Source organism: Amycolatopsis sp. NPDC028719, assembly GCF_055565395.1.
The window spans coordinates 150,336-170,542 of sequence record NZ_JBVHUL010000004.1 but is presented as its reverse complement, the minus strand read 5'-3'; the positions used below and the strand labels follow the sequence as shown (position 1 = coordinate 170,542).

The window sequence follows — 20,207 nt, the reverse complement described above, 5'->3', positions numbered from 1 at the left end:
ACTCAGCGTGCGGGCGAGATCCTGAGCGTCACTGTGCGGTTCGACGCCGGGTCGGGAAATGGGGGAGCGTTCTGATCCCCGCTGGCCAGGGTGAACCGGGTAAGGGGCAGGCCGCTCGCCGCCGCGAGCTCGCGGGCGGCCGCGCGGGCCCGGCTCCAGGCCACCGGTGAACCACCCGCCGCCGGGCCGCCGGGGACGGGCACCGCCCAGCCGACCACGGTGATCGTGCCGCCGGTGTGGGACAGCGGCGGGCCGAGCCGGTGCAGCCGCTGCCGTCCCCCGGCGATGAGCTGGTCGCCCGCGCGGTACAGGCCGCCGGGAAACCGGACCTCCACCGCGTCCCGCGTGGTCCGGACGGTCACTCCGGGCTGCGCCACCGACACCGCGATCGCGTTCAGGGCCGCCTCGCGCCGGGCCGCGGCGGCTTCCTGCGCGGCCAGCTGCTGGTCGAGTTCGGCCACCCGCGCCGAGTCGCGCCCGGCCGGTGGTGCGGCGACCGTCGAGCCGTCGGTGAGCGAGCCGCCGAGGGCGACCAGACCGGCGACGAGGACTGCCGCAGGTACCCAGGACGGCCGCAGCGGAGGCCGCAGCGGCCGGCGTCGCGCGCGGATCGCCTCGATCGTGGCCCGGCCCGCGGCCGCCCCGGGGTGCTCGGGGCGGGTGGCCTGCACCCGCGCCCAGCACAGGTCGGCCCGGTCGAGATCGCCGCGCTGGGCGTGGATCCGCGCGAGCAGGTCGAACTCCGCGGGGCCGGCGTCGCCCGCCGCGTCGACCGCCGTCAGGATCGCCACCGCGCCGGCGAGGTCGCCGGCTCTCGCCAGCGTGGCCGCTTCGGCGGCCGACAGACTTGCGGCCAGGGAGCGCGTCACGTCCACGACAGCCCGCCGAGGGGGACGTGCCGCAGCAGCTCTCCGTCGACGGCCTGGAGTTCGCGCAGATCGTTGTCGGCCACCGCGCGTTCGCCCCGCTCGAACAGCTCGCCGGCATCGCGGAGCTCGGCACGGTGGTCGCGCAACCAGTGAAAGAGGACCACCGGAAATCCGGTCCCTCGGCCAGGAATTCGCCGATCAGCCGCAGGGCACGGGAGTGCCGGACCCGGCCGGCTTCGGCGTCTCGTGCCGCGGTCGACGCGGCCGTAGCCAGGTCGCGGAGCAGCCGGTCGAGCCGCCGCTGGGATTCGTCCCAGACCGGCGCCGCGATGCGGAAAGCGGCATGGTGGCCTCGCTGGCGCAGGTGCCCGCCGGCCGACCGGAGAAGGCGAAGGGTCACCGGTGCGTCCGTCTGTGCATGGCCGGAGACTAAGCCCGGGCCGCGGGACCCTTCCCGCGTGATCGCCGGTCGCAATTCCCGGAAATGCGGGTCCCTTTCCCCGGCCGGTCATTCACCCGCTAGGTTCGGCGAATGGATCGTGATGATCTGATCGCCGACCGTTACCTGCTGGTAGAACAGATCGGGCGGGGCGGCATGGGCGTCGTGTGGCTGGCCACCGACACCAAGCTGCGCCGGCCGGTGGCGCTCAAGATCGGTGTCTCGGCCGGTGAACCCATCGCCGGTGCCCGGCTCGTCCACCCGAACGTCATCGCCGCTTACGACCTGGTCAAGACCGACGACGAGCAAGAGTGCCTGGTGATGGAGTACTTGCCGTCCCGCAGCCTGCGGCAGATCCGCGAGGACGACGGTCCGCTGCCGCCGCGGGAAGCGGCGGTCGTCGGCGCGCAGATCGCCGCCGCGCTGGCGCACCTGCACGATCTGAACATGACGCACCGTGACGTCACGCCGGGCAACGTCCTGGTGACCGCGGACCGCACCGCCAAACTCACCGACTTCGGCATCGCCACCTGGGCCAGCGACACCCAGATCGAGGACCCGAAAACGGGCGGGGGCACCCCCGGGTTCCAAGCACCCGAAGTCGAGCGCGGAAACCGGGCGACGGCCGCGTCGGACGTGTTTTCCCTGGGCATGACGATCAGGTACGCGGTCGAGGGGCATCCCGCTCCCGAAGCCGCGCACGGCGCCCCGCTCGGCGTTCTGCTGGCCCGGCTCACCGACAAGGACCCGGAAGCCCGGCCCACGGCGGAGACGGCACAGCAGCAGTTCTCGGCGCTGGCGAAACCACCCACCCGCCGGCGCCGGCAGCTGATCGCGGCCGGCGTCGTCGTGCTCGCCCTGGTGGCGTCCTCGGCGGTCTGGTTCACGACCCGTGGGGACCCCCCGCCGGTCACCGCGGCACCGGCGCCCTCTTCTCCCGCGCCCGAGTCAGTCATGGACGATCCGCGCACCGCCGACCCGTGCGCCCTGACCTACGCCAACGCCCTCTCCGGCTACGGCGTCGTCGAAACCTCGCACGACTACGGCAACTTCAACCGCTGCGACGCGCTGGTCTACCTGACCAAGGACCGGACGGACTACGTCGACGTCAGCGTGGAGCTCGCGATCGACGCGCAGGACGACGCGACGCCGGTGCAGCAGGTCGGCGCGGTCGGGATCCAGCGCCCGCCCGCCGAAGACGGCAGCTGCACCCGGATTCTGCTGCTGCCCGGCCACCAGGTCGTCATCGACGCGGACCACACCGGCGACCGGAAGGTCGACCTGTGCGGGATGGCCGAGGCGATCACCAGCAGCGCGCTGGTCTCCCTGAACGCCGGCCGGATCGCCAGGCGGACCCTCGAAGCCGGGTCACTCGCCGCCAAGGACGCTTGCGCGCTGCTCGACGCCCCGGACGTGACGGCGGCGCTCGGCCCGGGGGAGCTGAACCAGGTCCGCTACTTCGGAAACTGGGAATGCCAATGGAGCTTCACCGACCGGTCGGGGGTCGCGAAAGTGGTCTTCGACCGGACGCCCGCCGAAAGGTTCGCCGCCTCCGGAAGCACTCCGCTCCGAGTCGGCGGCTTCGAGGCCCGGGTGACGCCGCAGGGCCGCAGTGACACCGACTGCGAGGTGGCCATCGTCTACCGCAGCTACGTCGAGGGCACCCGGCCCCGGGTCGACGAGCTGGCGCTGGTCGACGTCGAAGACAGCGAGCAGCAGCCCCAGCAGCTGTGCGAACCGGCGCGGCGCTTGGCTGCGACGGTGGCGCAGCGGCTGTCGCGCTGACGAGCGGGAGGGGTCCCGCCCCGGTCGGGGACCATGGTCGCGCACGGCAGACAGCGGCAGCAGGAGGACCGATGGGCGGGACACGGGTGGACGTGGTGAAGTACGAGCACTTACGCGGTGGAGTGACCGACCCGGTGCCGGGCTCCCTTTTCGCGCTGGTCTTGGCGCAGGGCATCACTCTCGCGCCGGCGCCGGGTCGGTCGCTGCGGTTCGGCCGCAACCGGCCCCAGGTGGACCTGTGCATCGGCGAGGACGACCTGCGGGTCAGCCGCCAGACCGGAGTGATCAGCCACCACGACGGCGGCTGGCAGGTGACCAACACGGGCCGGCTGCCGATCCGGCTGCCGGGCGACCAGTGGCTGTTCCCCGACCACGAGCCGCTTCCGCTGGTGCCGGGTTACACCCCGATGTTCGTGCGCGGCACCCGCGGCCGTGAGCACATGATGGAGGTCTACGTGATCGGCGCAGACGGCTCCTGCCCGCCGTCCCTGTTCGACGCCGTCACCCAGCCGCCGAAGCGCTACTGGCTGACTCCGGACGAAAAGCTGGTGCTCGTCGTGCTGGGCCAGCGTTACTTGGCGCAGGAGGCGTTCGCTCAGCCGCTCGGCCGCCAGCAGGTCGCCGAGGAGATGGCGGAGCTGCAGCCCGACGTCGATTGGAACGACCGCCGGGTCGAGCGCGTGCTGGCCGCGGTTCGGCTGCGCTTGCATCAGGGCGGCGTTCCCGGCCTGCTGAAGGAGGAACTGATCGAGCCGATCGGCAACATGCTCAACCACAACCTGATCCAGGCGCTGATGAGCTCGTCCACCCTGGTCCCGTCCGACCTCAACCTGCTGGACGGCTGGGACTAGCTAGCTAGCGGTCCCCCGGCCGGCCGGGGGACCGGATACCGGCCAGGATCGGGTTAGGGTCGCGCAGGCCGCCGTCGAGAGAGAGGCAGTGACCACGCCGGAGATCGCCCAGGCGGCGGCCCGGGCGCCATCCGCCCGCTGCTGTTCGGCCGGATGGTCCGCCTCCTCGGTGCCGGGTCGGATCGCGTCGACCAGCATGCGCACGAGTTGCTCCACGCCGACTTGCCACGTCTCCTTGGCCAGATGCCCACTGAGCTCCATCCCTGCGATGCCGTACGCGCTGGACAACAGCAGAGCGCCGTAACGGAGTGCATCGGTCGTCAGCCGTGGCCTCGCCGCATGCCGCTTCCGTCCCCTGGTCGAGGCGACCGCCCCCTTTCGGAGCGCAGCTCATGGAGCAACTGTCCCAGCCTGTGTTGTCCCTCGCGGTGAGGTTCCCTCGGCGACCTCGAAGTCATTGCCGTGGGTGGGAACGTCGACCACGTTGTGCAACCGGTGCTGCGGAAAGTCATGGCCGCGACTCTCGCCCTCCGTCCGCGAGGGCTCGTCGTCGACCTGACCGAAGTGCGGTTCTTCGGTTCGACGGGCCTGTCGGTGCTGGCCTGGCTGTCCCAGGCCGCGACCCTGCGGCAGTCGAGGTCGCGCTGGTGGCCGTGCAACGCAGTGTGCTGAACCCCTGGCGACCACCCGGATCGACGAGCTGTCCACCATCCATCCGACGGTCCAGCACGCCGTCGAACACCATGACAGGCCATCGGTCGCGGCCACCTCGGGGCCCGAGATCGGTTAAGGCACGCTCGTTGGCGCCGCCGTTGCAGTCGTAGAGCTCGACGTGCGTGCCGGAGACCGTCCCACCGGCGTGTGCGTCGAAGCACTTGTTCAGGACCTTGAGGGTCTTGGCCGAGGTGCTGTAGGCGACCTTCTGGTTTTCGCCGCGGTTGCAGTCCCCCACCGCGAGCTGCATGCCGTTCACGGTCGTGCCGCCGGGAGCGTCCGCGCAACGACCCGAATTGGCGCTCGTGAGCGGACCGCCCAGCGGGGTGCTGCCCGCACTGGGAGTGACCTTGAACAGCGCTGATTCGTGGTTGACCAGGCTGCGCGAGACGGAGTTGCTGGACGTGCCCGAGCAGCAGGGTGACCACGGAGTCTGGGCCGAGCAGGCCTTGGATCCGCGCCAGGGCGCGGCCGGCGCGCTCGGCGGCGTCGGCGTCACGGCCCATTGACTCGAGCTGCAGCTGAAGCGCTTGCCCGCGGTTTCCGGCAGCCACTGACGAGCCGCTCGTCAAGTTGGCGACCGTCGCCGGCGGAAAGCGCTTTCGGACCGTCGTCGTCACTGGGCAACCCCGAACCACCTGGAGAGTGCTCCGCGGAGTCCGGGCACAGCGCTTCCCTCGGGTTCGTCAACGGCCGCTGCCCAGGCGACGTGCCCGTCCGGGCGGATCAGGAGTGCGTCCGCCGGCCTGTCGGCGGCTTTGGCGGTGTGGACGTCGACGCGGTGGCGCCAGCCCGAGGCCGCCGCACGGAAATCTGCGCGGCCGGCCAGGTCGAGCAGCACGGGGCGGGCGGCGGGCATGAGCGTGGCGACGCTGGTCGTGCCCTGGTCGGTGTGCAGGGTGAGGTCAGGAGCGAAGACTCCGGCCAGCGGGTGGTCGGAGCCGGGCGTCGGGTAGCGGAGGTCCGAGCCTGCGACCAGTGCTCCCATCCGGCGCAGCGGCTGTTCGTCGGCGAGCAGTTCCTGGAACAGGTCGCGCAGCGCCTCGGCGGCGGGGTCGTGGCCACGGCGCAGCGCCACCTGCGCGCGGGTGTGGAGCAGGGTGCGGACGGCGGCGAGGTGACGTTCGTCGTGATAGGTGTCCAGGAGACCGGGTGGTGCCCAGCCGTGGACGTCCCCGGCCAGCTTCCAGGCGAGGTTGACCGCGTCCGTCATGCCCGCGTTGAGTGCCACCCCGGTGGCGGGGAACAGGTGCGCCGCGTCGCCGGCCACCAGGATCCGTCCCTGGCGGTAGCGTTCGGCTTGCCGTGCCTTGAAGGTGAACCTCGACAGGCGGCGCGGTTCACCGACGGGCAGGTGCACACCCAGCACGCGGTGGATGCTGTCCTGCAGTTCCGCCACGGTCATCGGGACGTCGTCGTCGTACTCCGTGTTCTCGTCTTCGATGGTGTAGAGGGAGACGACCTCGGAGTCGGGTGAAGCGCCGATGCCGAAGAGACCGTGGTCGGTCCTCGTGAACCCCGCGTCGATTGTCGCGGAGCCCGTGATTTCGAGGGTGCCGTTGTCGAGCACGGTCACCGAGCCGGGCAGAGTGACCTGCGCCAGCCGGTTGACTTCCGGATAGGTCGTGCCGGGGAACGGGATGCCGGCCAGGTCGCGGATCCGGCTGCGGGCTCCGTCGCAGCCCACGAGGTAGCGGGCGGTCATCTGGCGGGGACCGTCCGGACCGCGCACGTCCACGGTCACGGCGGTGGCGTCCTGGCTCACGCCGGTCACCTCGTGTCCCCGGCGGAGGTCGACGCCGAGTTCGGCGCCGCGGTCCTCGAGTACGCGCTCGAGCTCCTGCTGGGGAAGCGGCAGCGCGTGCATCGGCGGGTCCGCCAGCTGCGTGAAGTCGAGGTGCACGCCGCCGAACGGGAACCGCGGGGTCGGACGGGGTGTGGTGCAGGCCTCGTCGAACCGGTCCAGCACGCCCCGGTAGCGGAGCAGTTCCAGGATCTGCCCGCCGAGGCCACCGGCCTTCGGGGTGTCCCGGCGCCGCTGTTGCCGCTCCAGCACTACCGGGCGCACTCCGGCCAGCCGTAGTTCGGCGGCCAGCACCAGTCCGGTCGGTCCGGCGCCCACGATGATCACGTCGGTGTCCAACGCATTGCCTTCTCTCGAAACGTTTTTGTTCTTCCGGCTGCGCGAGGTGGTGGTCATCGCGGTGAGCACGCGCTTCGGCTTCGGTGAATTCCTCCACTGTGCCGGCGTACAGCGCGACCTCGTTGTCGACCACGACGTCGAGCCGGCCGAAGTGCTCCGTCGCGGCAGCGACGACATCGAACACAGCGGCACGGCCGATGACACCGGCACGCAGGGGCGGCAGCCGCTCCGGGAGCTTTCCGACGAGGTCGTCGAGACGTGAGACATCGCGGGCGACAACGGCGATCCGGTCTCCCGTGTCGAGCGGCCTCGGTGAACGCACGGCCGAGGCCACGGCCGGCCCCGGTGATGAACCAGACGCGAGTTCGCGTGTCCATGGTGGTTCCCTTCGATGAGCGAGTCCTTAACGGCACGATCCGTGCCGTGCCGTTGAATCTTGCGGGACAGACCGGCGGGTTGTCAACGGCACATCGCGTGTCGATAAGATGAAGGCATGGTCGACCAGCCCGCCGAGCCGCGACGCAGAGGTGCCGCACGCACGGACGAACTCCTTCAGGTGACGCTCGAACTGGCCGCGGAGATCGGTTACCCGGGCCTGAGCATGGAGGCGGTCGCCCGCCGGGCGGGAGTCGGCAAGCACACGATCTACCGGCGCTGGCCGTCCAAAGCGGCGCTCATGCTCGACGCGCTCAGTCGCGTGTGGACCGCGGGACTGGACTACCGCGACACCGGCGATGTCCGAGCGGACCTTCGTGAGCAGTTCCTGCGCTCGTCCTCCGCTCTCAGCACTCCGCCGATCGGTCCCGTGTACCGCGGGGTGATCGCCGAGGCGCAGTCCGATCCCGCCCTGCGGGCAACCCTGCACGAACGGTTCCTGCTCACCGTGGAGGAACGCACCCTCGACCGGATCACCCGCGCGCAGCACACCGGCGAGCTGGTCGCGGACGTCGACCTGGAGTTCGCGGCGGAGGTGCTGTGCGGCACGTTGTACTACCGCCATCTGCTGACGACGCGCCCCATCGACGAGGACGCCGTCGACGCCTTGCTGGACTTGTTCATGGCTGCCTACGGCAGCTCCCGGTGACCGGCCCGCACCGCGAGTTCCGGTACGGAGGCCGGCCTCGTGTTGGCGTGCGGCCCGCGACATGAGCGGACACGCACACCAGGTGGCCGCGTTCGCTGTCCCGGACGACGCCGTCACGGCCATGCCGAGGCTCGGGACAGCGGTCAGGGCTGCTTTCGACACCACACCTGCGGTGATCAAGTCGCCGCTCAAGTCGGTGCAGATCCCCGACGGGCAGAAGGTCTCCACGTTCACCAGCGAGCCCGAAACCAACACCCTCGTGCTCTGCCCCGAACCCAATGCGAGCGAAGCCGTGATCGACAACCAGTGCTTTTCGCTGATGGTGTCGCTGACCAGCATCATCGGCAACGCCGACGGCGGTGCCGTTCCGCAGGACCAGCTACCCGCGCGCCAACGCCGGACGCTCGGCGCCTACACCATCAGGATCACCAGTTCGCACGCCAACGAGCGGGCGGTGCTGGCCTTGATGAACTCTGTTCAGCTCAATCGATGAGTATATCGGTTTCACGAAAAATCATCAGTGCTGTCACTCTGGTCGGTGTTCTGTGCAGAGAAATTCGCCTATAAATCGAGGGAACGTTTTGGTTTGGGGAAATCCGCAGGGGTGAGTGTTCCAGGCTGCGATCAAGAATTTCGTGAACTCGGATCGCGGTGCCGACGATACGCCTCGCCGGTCATCGTGCCATCGGCGATTTCAAACAGAGTTAACAGATTGATGATTCCGTCGCAGACGTAATCATGGATGTGCTGCATTCGCATCTGGCGTCATCGGCACGCGGGCCGAGAACGGCCCAGCGTCTGGATGTGAAAATCGTCATGGCTGCGCGCAAATTCGCCTCCCGATCCGGCGGATTGGTACGCAGGAAAACGACATTCGCGAACGGTGGATCCGCCGAGGGTGTCAGGCTGTGATCGAGGGCGGACGGCCTGGCCCGAACTCGCGATGCGCTCAAGTCCGGTCGAATCTGTTGCCCTCAATGAAATTCAGTTTACGACATAGGCCTAGGCGTGAGGAGGAGACGCCTGGGGCGGGTTGTCCGGTGATAGTTGGTAGATCACGACATCGGGCTCGTCGACAGGTGTGCGGTCGTGTAGTTGTGGCGCGGGTTGCCCTCGGAGCAGGGCGACCAGTGCGACGATCGCGACAAGCCCGGCACTGACGAGCATCTCCGTGCCCACACCGATACTCGACCCTGCCTTGGCGCCCTCGGTGACAAGTGCGATCTCACCGCACACGTGGGCGACCATGAACACTGCAGCCACGACAAGCGCGCCGCCCATGGGTGCCGCGGCGTGTCGTGCCATCCGGGCGATCCGGATCGGTACACGCGAACCGAACACCAATGTGGCCGCTACGATGATCGCAGCCACCCCAATGGCGACCAGGAGCGGACCGAAATACCGGGGAACTGAGAATCTCTCGTAGGAGAGGGACCACGCCGTGGCATGGATGATGGTCGGGTCTTCCGGTGGAAGGCTGATGGTACATAGGTCGAAGAACGCGCCACCGATCAGTAACCCGCCGGCAACCAGCAACAGCATCGCGCCAAGGTGAGGCCACCGGCGACCGGATACTGTCGGCACCGCCTCCGCCTGCGATGCGGACCCGGCAACAGATCCAGATTCAGATTCAGGCATGCGTTGATTGTCGCACTACCTGCAGCACGACAACCCTGCTCCCCCCTCAAATTGCTAGAGGGCTGTCAATCATGTCGCAGCAACTTTGGCAGTTCATTCCGCTGATCCAGTGGCCCCCGGATCTTGAGTCCTCTGGCTCCTCGTGGTGGACCGTTCGGTGGGGGGGTGGCCGAGGTGACACGGGTGCGAATCGAGATCGCGTCGCCGTCTTGGGGGACCCGTGTGACGCGCTGTCGCCGTAGTAAAATGAGCGGCGCTCCTAGTCGCGGTGACGTCCTGTTTCGTGGTCCCAGAGTAACTCGGTCAGCTGCGCAACCGCCTTGTCCCGGTGCCGCCGGTAGGTGTTGAACGACAGGTGCAGTGATTCCGCGATGCGCTCTTGAACGCCCATCGGGCGCAGGAAAGTCCGATCGATCAGCATGCTGAGGTCCGGCTTCATCGTGGCAGTGGTCTCGTCGAGCAGGTCCCGCAGGGATTCGGCCGGCGAACGGCCGTCTCGTGTGTGCTGCCGGACCATGCGGGACTGCAACAGTGGGTTCGACCGCAGAAGGTCCGGCGTGTGCAGGGTGCGCAGGGCCGAGCGGACGGCGTCGGTGAACTCCGGCCGGGACAGTACCGCTTCGCTGAGGACCTGCCGAGCCGGTCGCGTTGGCACGCCCATCTGACAGGCGTGCAGCAGATCCGTGTATTTCGCGATGCCGGTCCGGCGCCAGTCGTGGGCGAACACGGGGAACCGGGCGTCGCCGACGGCGTAGTCGGCTTCGGCGGCGGCCCAGTCCCATTGTGAGCCGAATCGAAGTCTGATGAAGTACACGAGTTTGCGGACGGCTTCGGCGCGGATTCTTATTACCGCGCTTCCGTTCCCATTCTTGTCGATCTCGAGTACCTGTTCCCAATTCTTGATTCGTATCACTGACTTCGTCGGCTTGGTGGCGAAATCGCAGTACCGGGCGAGGAGATGGCGACTCGCGTCCGCACGGGCGAGGAGTCGACGCCGATCGGCCAGTAGCATCAAGGCGAGAGCGAGCGCCCCGACGATCGTGGTGACGAACAGACCTGCTTTGATCACGATGCTTCCGAAGACGGTGCCGACCAGAGCGGCGAATCCCATGATCCCGACGAGGGCGCGGATGACAAGGGCGGGGTGCTTATCTGTCAGGTATTTGTCCAGCCATTCGATCGCACTCTTCAGCATCGCCGGAGCCTTTCGCCAATGCTAACCTTCGACATGCACATGCAAGGTTTCCAAAGAGTAAATGAGAGTTGACCGGACGTGCACGGTGTGACACCGACCGTGAGAGGATCGAGACCTTGGACCCGTGGTATTGGGCGGTTGGCCGGGGTTGCCGTGTCGGTGAGTTTCCGTCTGCATCTCACATATTCGGAATATGCGCAGCGGCGGCTGAAGTGGCTCGGAGCTGATGCACCGCCGGTGCTGGCCGCAGCGTCAGCCGACCTCGGGCGAGGCGGGCCGGAGCTGCCTGGCGCTCTCGGTACCCCGTCCGACTGCGTGGCGTCGTCGTCGTGACGGGATCGTCCCGCTGAAGCGCCGGCGAAGTTGCCAGCGACACAGCGTTGTAGGTCGATGTGACGGAATTGGTAAGAAGCGCCGGTTTGGCGCAGCAATCAGACGGCCGATAAGATCCACGAGTGTGGATCCGCGACGTCGACTTTCCGAGCGAACTGATCACCGCCCACAGATCGGGTGAGTTGGTGATCTTTGTGGGTGCCGGCGCTTCTCGCGATGCGCCTTCGAGTCTCCCGGATTTTCTCACCCTCACGAACGACATCGCCGCTGAAGCAGTGGCGCCGATGCCAGACAGGGATGACCGGCGACAGCTGGACTTTTTCCTGGGTCGGCTGTCGGACCAGAATATCGACGTCCACCAGCGGGTTTTCGAACACATTGCCAAACCGGGATCGTCGCCGAACCGCTTGCACGAGGTACTCGCTGCGCTGGCCATCGCGTCTCGGCGGATCCGCGTGGTGACCACCAACTACGACCTACATATTTCGTCGGCGCTTCTCAGTCAAGGGGCTGTCTTCGACGAGTTCTCGGGACCCGCCCTTCCCGCGGGAGACGACTTCGACGGCCTCGTCTACCTGCACGGAAACCTGACCCAGAAGCCTCGGCGGCTGGTGGTCACAGACGGGGACTTCGGAAGGGCGTACCTTCGAGACGCCTGGGCGGCCAGATTCCTGGAGCGGATGTTCGCCAGCTATACGGTGCTGTTCGTCGGCTACAGCCATGGTGACGTCGTCATGCGGTACCTGGCGCGCGCGTTGGGTCCCGGCGCCGCTCGTTACATCCTCACCGACGACCCGGATGCCGCGGACTGGCGCTTGCTGGGGCTCCGTCCAGTCGGGTACCGCGTCGTCGACGGCTCCCATGCGGCGCTGGCGGAGGCGATCGGCGGATGGGCTACGCGCGCGTCGATGGGACTGCTGGACCACCGCCGGCGGATCGCCGAACTCGTCTCGGCTGCGCCCTCCCAGATCCCCGAGGAGGAGTCCTACCTCGAGTCCGTCGTCGCCGACAGCCGCCTGGTCGGCCTCTTCACCGAACTGGCGCGAGGCCGGGAGTGGCTGGACTGGGCAGCTCGCCAGCCTGCCTTCGGAGCGCTGTTCGACGGAGCAGCTCCGCCGACCACTACGACCCGTTCGCTGGCCTACTGGTTCGCGCAGAACTTCGTGGCCGAGGAAAATCTCACAGCGGCGGCATTCGCGGTAGTGCGCGAATCACGCGGGCGGCTCGGGCCGGCTCTGTGGGAGGCTGTTGGGCAAACCTTGCACGCGGCGCCGGCGCCGAGACCTGCGTGGCTCGGCCCGTGGGTCGTTCAGCTGATCGAGGACGCTCCGGCGGAAGGCCTTGACTGGCTCGGTTACGCACTGGCGAAGTCGCAGTGGCCGCAAGGCGAAACCATCATGCTGTTGCTGTTCGATCACCTGACCGAACCGCACGCTCAGCCTCACGCGCTGCTCGGGCTGTCGGAAAAGATGCGGTTCACGATCCGGCTGCGCGGTTCGGTCCGCCAGCTGGACCGAACGTGGGAGGAACTCTTCCGGCCTAATCTGTGCCGTCTCGCCGCGGCAACGCTGACGATCACCGACCGGCATCTTCGCCGCGCTTGGCAGTTGCTGTCTGCGACGAATTCAGCCGACGAATCCTTCGATCCCGTATCCTTCGGTCGGTCGGCCATCGAGCCGCACGCGCAGGATGAGCGACGAGAACCCGTGGACAGCTTGATCGACGCAGCACGGGACAGTCTCGTGTCGCTGCTGGATTCCGGCCATCCCGCCGGCGCCGCGACCTTGGTCGCGTGGGCAGACGCCGACGTTCCCCTGCTCAAGCGACTGGCCCTGCACGGGTATATCCACAGAAGTGACCTCGACGATACTGAGAAGATCGCTTGGCTCGTGGGAAAGAGATGGGTCTATGCCCACCAGCTTCGCCATGAGGTGTTTCGTCTCATCGCGCTTGCACTTCCCGGCGCCGAACAAGCGCAAGCAGATGACCTCGTCGACGAAATCCAGGCTGGTCCTGAGGGGGACGACGGCAGTGAAGACGCTGACCGCAGGCGCGCCTACTCCCGGTTCAACGTACTGACCTGGGTCACTCGGCACCGTCCTGATCTGAGCTCAGCCACCGAAGCCTTGAGCACGGTTCGTGAGCAGCACCCGGAGTTCGGCGTTCGCGAGCACCCCGACCTGATCTCGAGCATGACTTCCGGCTTCGTCCGCCCGGTGCCGCCGATGACGACGGAGGAGCTCCACGCCAGGATCGGCGTGGACGTAGTCGGTGTGATCGGCGAACTACGTCGGCTCGACGACAGAAGAAGCCATTTCGATGGGCCGACGTGGGAATCCGCGCTGACGGCGATCAGCGGAACCGTGCGCGAGTATCCGCAGGACGGATTCACGATCCTGCTTGAGATCGCCGACCTCGAGGCCCCAGTCATCGAAGCTGTGATCGCAGGGTGGTCGGCTGCTCTTGTCTCCGGCGAAGACGCGGAAAGAATTCTGCAGCTGTTGATGGGGCTGGACCTGGCAAGCTTGAGCGACAGCGTCTCGCGCCTGCTTTCCGATGGTGAGCAGGGTGAGGTGAGTTCGACCGAATGGCATCGGTATCCGGCTGCGAAAGTCCTTGCCGAGAAACTCTGGTCGGCGATCGAGTCGCACCCGGCTGACGTCGACGTCGCCGACTGGCTGGGACGCGCGATCAACACCGCCGCCGGACGCGTCGCTCTCTTCTGGGTAAAGACAATCTCGGCTGAGTGGCGGGATGCGGACGAAGACTGGTCGGGCCTGGATGCGGATACGCGGCGGCAGTTGGAATTCATGCTGTCGAGCGGTGACTCGCGCTCCGCGATGGCTGAGACCGTACTGGGCAGTCAGCTCTTCTTTTTCTTCAACGCAGACCGGGCGTGGTGCGAGCAGAAACTGCTGGGGCTTTTCGGTTGGTCGGACTCAGCACGAGCGCGGCGCGCCTGGGACGGCTTCCTCATCTGGGGACGCTGGAACGACCAGCTTCTCGATGCCGGCCTCCGGCGGAGCTATCTCAGCACGGCGTCGCACGCCTCTGCTCTGCGCGACGAGCTTCGCCGCCAGCTCTGCGTGCACGCGGCGGCGATCTCTCTGTTCAGCGAGGCGGATGCGCTGGAATTCGCGCGGAAGTTTACCGCAGACGCCAGCAGCTCCCTCGGCGTCGAGTGGATGGAACAGATCACCTGGCAGCTCGACGAGCTTTCCACTGACGCGGTCGAGGGTCAGTGGACACGCTGGATGGAGGAGTACTGGCGCGGTCGCCTCGTCAGCATTCCCCGCAACCCGACGCTCGAGGAGAGGTCAGCTCTGGCCGAGTGGACGTCTGCCGTCGGCCGTTTCGTCCCGGAAGCCGTCACGCTGGCGACCGCAGCTCCGGCAGGTCTCCGCGAGCATTCGCGCACCCTGCGCAAGCTCGACAGCGATCTTCTCGACTCCGCACCTGAGGAATTCGGCGCCCTTCTGGCTCATTTGATGAAGCACACCGAGCCGCCCTTCTGGGAGGGTGGCCACTTGGCCCGGATCGTGAAGCGTCTTCGGGGCAGAGCGAAGGAGCAGAACATCAATGAGATCGTCGAGGCCGCTTTAGGGCTCGGCTGCGTGGCGGCGGTTGATTGGTGACAGCGAGATCGCCGTCGAGTTCGAGCGCGACGGCATCGCACTGAACCCGCTCGACGAGGTGCCCGAAGACTCGGACGTCGGCCGGCTTTGACGTGCGGAACGCTCCCCGGCGACGTGCCACCGGGGTGCGTTCTGTGCTCAGTGCAGCGCCGGATTCACCAGCGGCCGCCGGTCACGTGCGGCGGCGCCCAGTAGGCAGCTGCCCATACGCCGTCGCCGGCCGAGCCCCACCTCGAGGCTCAGTTGGTCAGCAGCGTGCCCGCGGTGCTGCAGAGCCAGGCAGGCAGCCTCGTCGGGCACGCCCGGACGCCGACGTCACGGCGCCGTTGACCACACCCGCGTACGAGGCAGTGATCCAGAAATGGTCGCCGGTGATGCCGGTCGCCAGGTCCGTGTGGGGGCACCCGACGGCCGCGGGGCGCCCACTGTGGCCAGCCGCTGGAACGCCGCTTGCATCTCGGCCACCACCTTGGCGCGTCCTTCGGGGCGTGGCGGTGAGGTGCTTCCATTCCGCCTGCTCGTGGGCATCGAGCCGGGGCGTCGCAGTCCCGAGCGTGGCCGCGCCGCTGCGCGTCGGGTCATCCGTGCGGGGACGGGCATCGGCGTTTGCCGTGGTTGCCTGCCTGGCCGCGGGGCCCGCCGCGGCGTTGGCCGTCGGCGCGATGAGGGTGGCGACCACCGTGCCGGCCGCCGCGGCCGCCGCGAGGTAGGTCGGCGATCTTCGAGTTCGCTCCGTTATCGGATGTGGTGCCCCGGCTGACCGCCGGGGTGCCGGCCGGACCCGTGCGGCCCGGCTGGACTTCACAGTCGGAGACCGCGATGAACTAGCAGTGAACCTGTGCTGATGTACCGATGAGCGACACATCGACCGGTCCTTTCGCCAGCGATGTGTTCGGCCCCGTGCTGGGGCGCTCCGGTCGCGGACCGAGATGAAGGTCAACGCGCAGATGTACACGCCGGCCACATCGCACGTGCCTCGAGCTCGATCGCGCTCGGCGACCTCGAAGCCGGGCAATCGTTCTGCGACGACACCGTAGGAACCGGCGGGATCCATGGCGCCGCAGCCATGGTCGTCGGCAACCGTGGACTCGACCCCGCCGAGATGCTCTGGTTCGGTCCTGGGGCAGCCGCGCCGTGGCGAACCGGCGTTTCCTCTACGCCGGCTCCCACCCATTCCCGGGACCCGACGTCGTCATCGGCCGGACACTCGGTTGGGCGTCCGGCCGGAAGACGGAAATCGAGCAGTGGGCCGCGGCGCGGCCGGGCCAAGGCGCCGGCGGCGGACGTCCACGCAAGGCGGACGTCGACTGAGTTTGGCTCGGTTTCCCGTTGCGCTGAGCGAAGGCCGGTCGCGAGTTCTGGCGTCGAGCTGAGCCGTAACAGGCCTTGCATCGCTGACGACTTCACGACCATGAAGCGCGGTAAGGTGATCGCGGCCACGGCCCTGGGCATCGCCCTCTTGGTGACCGTGATCTTGATTGTGCGCTTCGCCGGCGGTTCAGCGACCGGAAGTCCAGCGCCGGTAGCCGCTCCGAGTCCGTCCACGGACACGCCCGCCGCGCTGGCCGAGGGCGATGTGAGCCGACTGAGCGACAACCTTGAGAGCGGGGATGAGCAGCGAGTAAGGCAAGCCGTGGCCATTCCGCCTGACCAGCCGCTCGATCAGGCTGTGGTTGCGGACCTGAAGGCGCGGGGCAGGCTGACCTTCGAGCTCAGTACCTTTCACGCACTCGGCAACGGTACGGCCGAGATCATCGCGCGCGACGCGCAGCAGACGGGGTGGGTCGTCGGCCTCGTGATCGTCGACGGGACGTGGCGGATCGAGTCGACCGAGGCCAAGCCGTGAAAAGGGGGTTCTTCGCTGGGTTGGCCGCGGGAGTGCTCGCCACGATGGTCTACGCGCCCGGGGCTAATGCGGCGGCCGGGCAGTGCGCCGCTCCGCAATCGGTGCAGGCACCGCTGGGTGGCTGGTCGGCGACCCGGCAGCCCGTGGTGTTCGTGCACGGGTGGACCGGCGGCCCGATGACGGAAGCCGCGGAGAAATTGCGCGCGAAACTCGGCGACCGCATCAGCACATTCACTTTCGACTACAACAAGTTCGCTGCGCACTGGGCGTCGGAGGCGCCCGTGGCCGCCTGCCTGGCTGCCTTCGTGAACGCGGTTGCGGAGAAACACCGCTCTCGGGAAATCGGCGGCGACGGTAAAGTCGTCGTCGTAGCCCATTCGATGGGCGGCCTTGCCTTGAGGTACGCGACGGATGCCACCGTCGTGAGCAAACCGGTGAACCCCGGAGTGATCTCACAAGTCGTCACGGTCGGCACCCCGCACCTCGGAGCGCCGCTGGGCGGTAGCTGGCTGGCCGGACGTCTCGAGGACTACTTTCTGAGGGACGAATCGCACGTCCGTCCCCCATCGGACAAGAGCGCGGCGCGGTGCTTGGCGAGCCACCGCGATCAGGCTCCTCTGCCTGACCGATGCGGCCCACTGCCGTCCTACCTCCTCGGCGGCGTGAACCTCACACAGATCGCGGGAGACATCACGGTGGACCGGAAAGTCTTCGGCCACACGCTGTATTCCGTCCCACTCAACAGTGACGGGACCGTACCGGTGCCCTCCGCTCGCGGGTACCTCGAGTCCGGAAAGGACAAGGTGGCTCCCGTCGGGGGCGTGCGGTCGCGATCGGTCATCGACTCGTGCCGGGTCGACTTCGACCAGCTCAAGCACGCGGGCGATGTGGCGAACCTCGTCGGTCCGACGGAGTGGTTCGACTACCTGACCCTGCGAGATCTGCAGCGCGGAGAGCAGACTCCGCGCGTCCTCGGGCTCTCGTTCGCGGCCGGTTTGACTGCCTCGTGCGGACACAGCGCCTTGCCCACCGAGGGGTCGGTGCTCGACGAGATCGGCAGGGCGGTCGACGCGGTGCCGCCGGCTGATCCGCACGAGGTTCGATTCGACGGCGTCGGACCATACAGTCTCCGGCTCACGGCCAAGGAGCTGTCAGCTCGAGGCTTCACCGACGTCGGAAACGACTACGGAAGTACGGATTGCGTGCGGTATAAAAATTCCGGGCAAGAAGTGACCGTCAGCGTCGAACCCCGCACCGGGCAGGTCTTGGCCGTCAACACGGGTGGTGATCGCCGAGCGCACACCCGCCCGGGCAACATCCATGCCGGATCCACACTCGCCGACGTCCGAACCGCGTTCCGGGGATTCACCGTCGAGGAACGGTTGGACCTCGACTTCGGGCAAGGCAGCAACGGCGTGATCGTCAGCGGTCCCGAGGGTGCGATCGGATTGGGACTCGAGGACGCATCCAGCGCCGACTACGCGGCCGGGCGCGCGAAGGTCGACTACATTGCCGGTGCTGGGATTCCCGGACACGCACCCAGCAGGATGGAAATCGGGTGCTGATCTGCCGTCGAGGGCCAAGGCACGAAGGAGGCGGCAAGTCAGTCGATCGAGTGAGTTTCCCTACGGTCAGGCAAACGCCGGATGAGTCGCGAAAGGCTATGTTGCCCGGATGAACCCCTGACACCGTCGCGGGATGGTCGGCGATTTCCGGCATCGCGAGCTCGGTCGCTGCGATCGCCAGCGTCGTCGTCGCACTGCTGGCCTACAAGGTCAGCCGGCACGCCAGGGACGCGAGCCAGACTTCGGCCGTCGCGGCGAAGGACGCTGCTGCGGCCGCCGAAGCGATGTTGGAGATCGAGCGAGGCCGCCGCTACGGCGAGCTCGCGCCACAGCTTTCGGCTTCCTTGACTTCGTTTTCGCCCGGCGGGGGCAGTGACGTCACGAGGTTGACGTTTGACGCTGACCGGCCCGATCGAACTACCCGCGTTGGATGGTGTCGAGATCCGGATCCGCGATGACCACCCGCGTGGTCCGGGGACAGCGGGTGGTCCGACCGAGCAAAGAACTGGCAACGGGTGATCTGGGGCCCGGTGAGATTCCGCCCAGGCGTCGACGGAGCTGATGCTCTCGGCCGTGCGACGCCGAGCGTGCCGGCGGCCAAGGGAACTCCGATCGTCCGGGTACTCGAGCCGTCTCTGGCGCCGCGGTGGAGCGATTCGACGTCGTGGCGTGAGCGGTATCGGACGAGTCCGTTGCGGCTGTCCGTCATTTGCCGTTTCGAGACCTATGCCTGGACTCATGTCATAGATCTGGCGCTGCCCGCGACGGCTGCAGGCGCGCCGAGCCCGTAACCCCGTCCGGTGCTGGTGGGCTTCTCCCCGCGACAGGTCCGACGGCCAGCCCGGCCGACCAACCACCCCCCCGGAGTTGTCCACAGGCTTGTTCCGCCGTGGGGACAACTCAGCGGTGTTGTTCAGGTGAAGTCGGTCCTGTTAGCCCCGAGGCTGCTATGTCCTGTCAAGCCGCACCGAGCGTGATCTCAGAGTCGCAGGCAAGGCCTTGGGGTGCGGTTCGCTCGAGGAGTTTGAAGATGGTGCGGGCGAGGGCGCGTTTGATGCAACGTTGTGCGTCGCGTGATGTCTTGCCTTCAGCGGTGCGTTTGGCGATGTAGGCCCTGGTCACGGGGTCGACGCGCATGCGGATCAGCGTGATCGTGTGGAGGGCGCGGTTGAGCTGGCGGTCGCCGCCGCGGTTGAGGCGGTGCCGGTGAGTCATCCCCGACGAGGCCGGGATCGGCGCGGCCCCAGCAAAGGCGGCGAACGCAGCCTCGGAGCGGAACCGGCCCGGATGGGACCAACTGATGAGGATCTGGGCTGCGCTGATCGGACCGACGCCGGCCAGGTTGATCAGGCCGGGAGCGATCTGCTGGACCAGGGTCGTCAGTTCGATCTCCAAGCCCTTCGCCTCGGCCCGCAGAGCCAGGATGCGTCGGGCGGCTGAGCGCATCGCCCGGATCGTCATGCGGTGCTCGAGAGAGCTGTCGGGCCGGTCGTTCAACTCGGCGCAGTAGGCGATCTGAGCCGAGCTGGACTTGCCTCGCAACTCGGCGCGCAGGTCTTCGGGCGCGGAGACGATCAGGGCCTTGAGGTGGTTGATGGCAGCGGTGGCGGCCAGGACCGCGCTGTGACGGGTGGTCAGCAGAACGCGCAGAGATTCGCGTTCGCCGCGGCGGCGAGAATGGATCAGTTGCTCGCTGGCCAGTGTTCGCGGGCAGCGCGCACGGCGTCAAGGGCGTCGGTCTTGCGGCCGCCGCGTTGGACCGGTCGTTTCGGCCGACAGACCTCGACAACACGTTCGCCTTCGGCGTCGAGGAACGCGGCCAGGCCGGCGCCGTAGCTGCCGGCGCCTTCCAACGCCCAGCACCGGGCGCCAGGGACGTGCCGGCGAGTGAACTCGAGTAGTTCCCGGTAGCCGCGGGCATCGGCGGTGACGTCGGTGTGAGCGAGCACGGCGCCGATCGGGGTGACGATGGCGGCGGCGAGGGTGTCGCGGTGGGTGTCCACCCCGATGACGCCGTCGACCTGTTCTGCGAGCATGGTCATGCGGTTGTGGTTCCTCTTCTCCAAGCGGGACAAGCCGTGTGTTCGGCGTCGGCCTGGGTAGAGGTCAC

Annotated in this window: 18 protein-coding genes and 1 pseudogene; 11 read left to right on the top strand and 8 right to left on the bottom strand. The window is 67.8% G+C overall.

Annotated elements, in window-relative coordinates; translation table 11 throughout:
* Positions 1 to 2: 2 nt before the first annotated feature.
* Together ACZ4TR_RS19250 and ACZ4TR_RS19245 are read right to left on the bottom strand one after the other, a co-directional pair.
* Positions 3 to 869: a hypothetical protein gene (locus ACZ4TR_RS19250; RefSeq protein WP_465288294.1), complete on the bottom strand. Its 867-nt coding sequence runs from the start codon at positions 867 to 869 to the stop codon at positions 3 to 5.
* Complete coding sequence (locus tag ACZ4TR_RS19245) at positions 866 to 1,033, bottom strand: hypothetical protein (protein WP_465288293.1); 168 nt, start codon at positions 1,031 to 1,033, stop codon at positions 866 to 868. Before ACZ4TR_RS19245 ends, ACZ4TR_RS19250 begins: the two co-directional genes overlap by 4 nt.
* Before the next feature lie 368 nt (positions 1,034 to 1,401).
* Here ACZ4TR_RS19245 and ACZ4TR_RS19240 point away from each other — a divergent pair, with 368 nt between their 5' ends.
* The 3 genes from ACZ4TR_RS19240 to ACZ4TR_RS19230 all read left to right on the top strand — a co-directional run bounded on the left by ACZ4TR_RS19240 (position 1,402) and on the right by ACZ4TR_RS19230 (position 4,616).
* Positions 1,402 to 3,093: a serine/threonine-protein kinase gene (locus ACZ4TR_RS19240; RefSeq protein ID WP_465288292.1), complete on the top strand. Its 1,692-nt coding sequence runs from the start codon at positions 1,402 to 1,404 to the stop codon at positions 3,091 to 3,093.
* 71 nt (positions 3,094 to 3,164) lie between these two features.
* Entirely contained in the window at positions 3,165 to 3,944 is a 780-nt protein-coding gene (locus ACZ4TR_RS19235) for an FHA domain-containing protein (RefSeq protein WP_465288291.1), read from the top strand.
* Positions 3,945 to 4,406: 462 nt separating this feature from the next.
* Positions 4,407 to 4,616, top strand: a complete 210-nt coding sequence (locus ACZ4TR_RS19230; RefSeq protein WP_465288290.1) for an STAS domain-containing protein — start codon at positions 4,407 to 4,409, stop codon at positions 4,614 to 4,616.
* Positions 4,617 to 4,752: 136 nt separating this feature from the next.
* On the opposite strand, the pseudogene ACZ4TR_RS19225 reads toward ACZ4TR_RS19230, so the two are convergent.
* Positions 4,753 to 4,980: pseudogene (locus tag ACZ4TR_RS19225) on the bottom strand (ricin-type beta-trefoil lectin domain protein); the annotation flags it as partial.
* 28 nt (positions 4,981 to 5,008) lie between these two features.
* On the opposite strand from ACZ4TR_RS19225, the gene ACZ4TR_RS19220 reads away from it, so the two are divergent.
* Entirely contained in the window at positions 5,009 to 5,167 is a 159-nt protein-coding gene (locus tag ACZ4TR_RS19220) for a hypothetical protein (RefSeq protein ID WP_465288992.1), read from the top strand.
* A 107-nt stretch (positions 5,168 to 5,274) separates the two neighbouring features.
* Here the strand turns inward: ACZ4TR_RS19220 and ACZ4TR_RS19215 are convergent, their stop codons facing one another.
* A complete protein-coding gene (locus tag ACZ4TR_RS19215) occupies positions 5,275 to 6,801 on the bottom strand; it encodes an FAD-dependent monooxygenase (RefSeq protein ID WP_465288289.1) in 1,527 nt (508 codons plus the stop codon).
* Here ACZ4TR_RS19215 and ACZ4TR_RS19210 point away from each other — a divergent pair.
* From ACZ4TR_RS19210 to ACZ4TR_RS19200, 3 genes are all read left to right on the top strand, one after another.
* Positions 6,782 to 7,063: a hypothetical protein gene (locus ACZ4TR_RS19210; RefSeq protein WP_465288288.1), complete on the top strand. Its 282-nt coding sequence runs from the start codon at positions 6,782 to 6,784 to the stop codon at positions 7,061 to 7,063. The genes ACZ4TR_RS19215 and ACZ4TR_RS19210 overlap by 20 nt on opposite strands.
* A gap of 231 nt (positions 7,064 to 7,294) precedes the next feature.
* A complete protein-coding gene (locus ACZ4TR_RS19205) occupies positions 7,295 to 7,885 on the top strand; it encodes a TetR/AcrR family transcriptional regulator (RefSeq protein ID WP_465288287.1) in 591 nt (196 codons plus the stop codon).
* An 82-nt stretch (positions 7,886 to 7,967) separates the two neighbouring features.
* Positions 7,968 to 8,378 carry a hypothetical protein gene (locus tag ACZ4TR_RS19200; protein WP_465288286.1) on the top strand — a complete coding sequence of 137 codons (411 nt, stop codon included), beginning with the start codon at positions 7,968 to 7,970 and terminating at the stop codon, positions 8,376 to 8,378.
* Positions 8,379 to 8,887: 509 nt separating this feature from the next.
* Here the strand turns inward: ACZ4TR_RS19200 and ACZ4TR_RS19195 are convergent.
* Both ACZ4TR_RS19195 and ACZ4TR_RS19190 read right to left on the bottom strand, forming a co-directional pair.
* Complete coding sequence (locus ACZ4TR_RS19195; RefSeq protein WP_465288285.1) at positions 8,888 to 9,427, bottom strand: hypothetical protein; 540 nt, start codon at positions 9,425 to 9,427, stop codon at positions 8,888 to 8,890.
* A gap of 355 nt (positions 9,428 to 9,782) precedes the next feature.
* On the bottom strand, positions 9,783 to 10,718 hold the full coding sequence (locus ACZ4TR_RS19190) for a hypothetical protein (RefSeq protein ID WP_465288284.1): 936 nt from the start codon (positions 10,716 to 10,718) through the stop codon (positions 9,783 to 9,785).
* 455 nt (positions 10,719 to 11,173) lie between these two features.
* Here ACZ4TR_RS19190 and ACZ4TR_RS19185 point away from each other — a divergent pair, with 455 nt between their 5' ends.
* From ACZ4TR_RS19185 to ACZ4TR_RS19170, 4 genes are all read left to right on the top strand, one after another.
* Positions 11,174 to 14,686, top strand: a complete 3,513-nt coding sequence (locus ACZ4TR_RS19185; RefSeq protein ID WP_465288283.1) for an SIR2 family protein — start codon at positions 11,174 to 11,176, stop codon at positions 14,684 to 14,686.
* 1,134 nt (positions 14,687 to 15,820) lie between these two features.
* Positions 15,821 to 15,997: a hypothetical protein gene (locus ACZ4TR_RS19180; RefSeq protein ID WP_465288282.1), complete on the top strand. Its 177-nt coding sequence runs from the start codon at positions 15,821 to 15,823 to the stop codon at positions 15,995 to 15,997.
* A 100-nt stretch (positions 15,998 to 16,097) separates the two neighbouring features.
* The gene (locus tag ACZ4TR_RS19175; protein ID WP_465288281.1) at positions 16,098 to 16,532 is read left to right on the top strand and encodes a hypothetical protein; all 435 of its coding nucleotides are present in this window, start codon (positions 16,098 to 16,100) and stop codon (positions 16,530 to 16,532) included.
* 44 nt (positions 16,533 to 16,576) lie between these two features.
* Complete coding sequence (locus tag ACZ4TR_RS19170; protein WP_465288280.1) at positions 16,577 to 18,097, top strand: esterase/lipase family protein; 1,521 nt, start codon at positions 16,577 to 16,579, stop codon at positions 18,095 to 18,097.
* A 957-nt stretch (positions 18,098 to 19,054) separates the two neighbouring features.
* On the opposite strand, the gene ACZ4TR_RS19165 is transcribed toward ACZ4TR_RS19170, so the two are convergent.
* Together ACZ4TR_RS19165 and ACZ4TR_RS19160 are read right to left on the bottom strand one after the other, a co-directional pair.
* Positions 19,055 to 19,594: a transposase gene (locus tag ACZ4TR_RS19165; protein ID WP_465288279.1), complete on the bottom strand. Its 540-nt coding sequence runs from the start codon at positions 19,592 to 19,594 to the stop codon at positions 19,055 to 19,057.
* 185 nt (positions 19,595 to 19,779) lie between these two features.
* Positions 19,780 to 20,139: an IS110 family transposase gene (locus ACZ4TR_RS19160; RefSeq protein ID WP_465288278.1), complete on the bottom strand. Its 360-nt coding sequence runs from the start codon at positions 20,137 to 20,139 to the stop codon at positions 19,780 to 19,782.
* Between the last annotated feature and the right edge of the window lie 68 nt (positions 20,140 to 20,207).

Excerpts from the sequence above, each read along its gene's own strand:
- ACZ4TR_RS19235 (WP_465288291.1), top strand. The coding sequence starts at position 3,165 with ATGGGCGGGACACGGGTGGACGTGGTGAAGTACGAGCACTTACGCGGT.
- ACZ4TR_RS19195 (WP_465288285.1), bottom strand. The coding sequence starts at position 9,427 with ATGCTGTTGCTGGTTGCCGGCGGGTTACTGATCGGTGGCGCGTTCTTC.
- ACZ4TR_RS19210 (WP_465288288.1), top strand. The coding sequence starts at position 6,782 with ATGATCACGTCGGTGTCCAACGCATTGCCTTCTCTCGAAACGTTTTTG.
- ACZ4TR_RS19160 (WP_465288278.1), bottom strand. The coding sequence starts at position 20,139 with ATGACCATGCTCGCAGAACAGGTCGACGGCGTCATCGGGGTGGACACC.
- ACZ4TR_RS19190 (WP_465288284.1), bottom strand. The coding sequence starts at position 10,718 with ATGCTGAAGAGTGCGATCGAATGGCTGGACAAATACCTGACAGATAAG.
- ACZ4TR_RS19170 (WP_465288280.1), top strand. The coding sequence starts at position 16,577 with ATGGTCTACGCGCCCGGGGCTAATGCGGCGGCCGGGCAGTGCGCCGCT.
- ACZ4TR_RS19175 (WP_465288281.1), top strand. The coding sequence starts at position 16,098 with ATGAAGCGCGGTAAGGTGATCGCGGCCACGGCCCTGGGCATCGCCCTC.
- ACZ4TR_RS19240 (WP_465288292.1), top strand. The coding sequence starts at position 1,402 with ATGGATCGTGATGATCTGATCGCCGACCGTTACCTGCTGGTAGAACAG.
- ACZ4TR_RS19205 (WP_465288287.1), top strand. The coding sequence starts at position 7,295 with ATGGTCGACCAGCCCGCCGAGCCGCGACGCAGAGGTGCCGCACGCACG.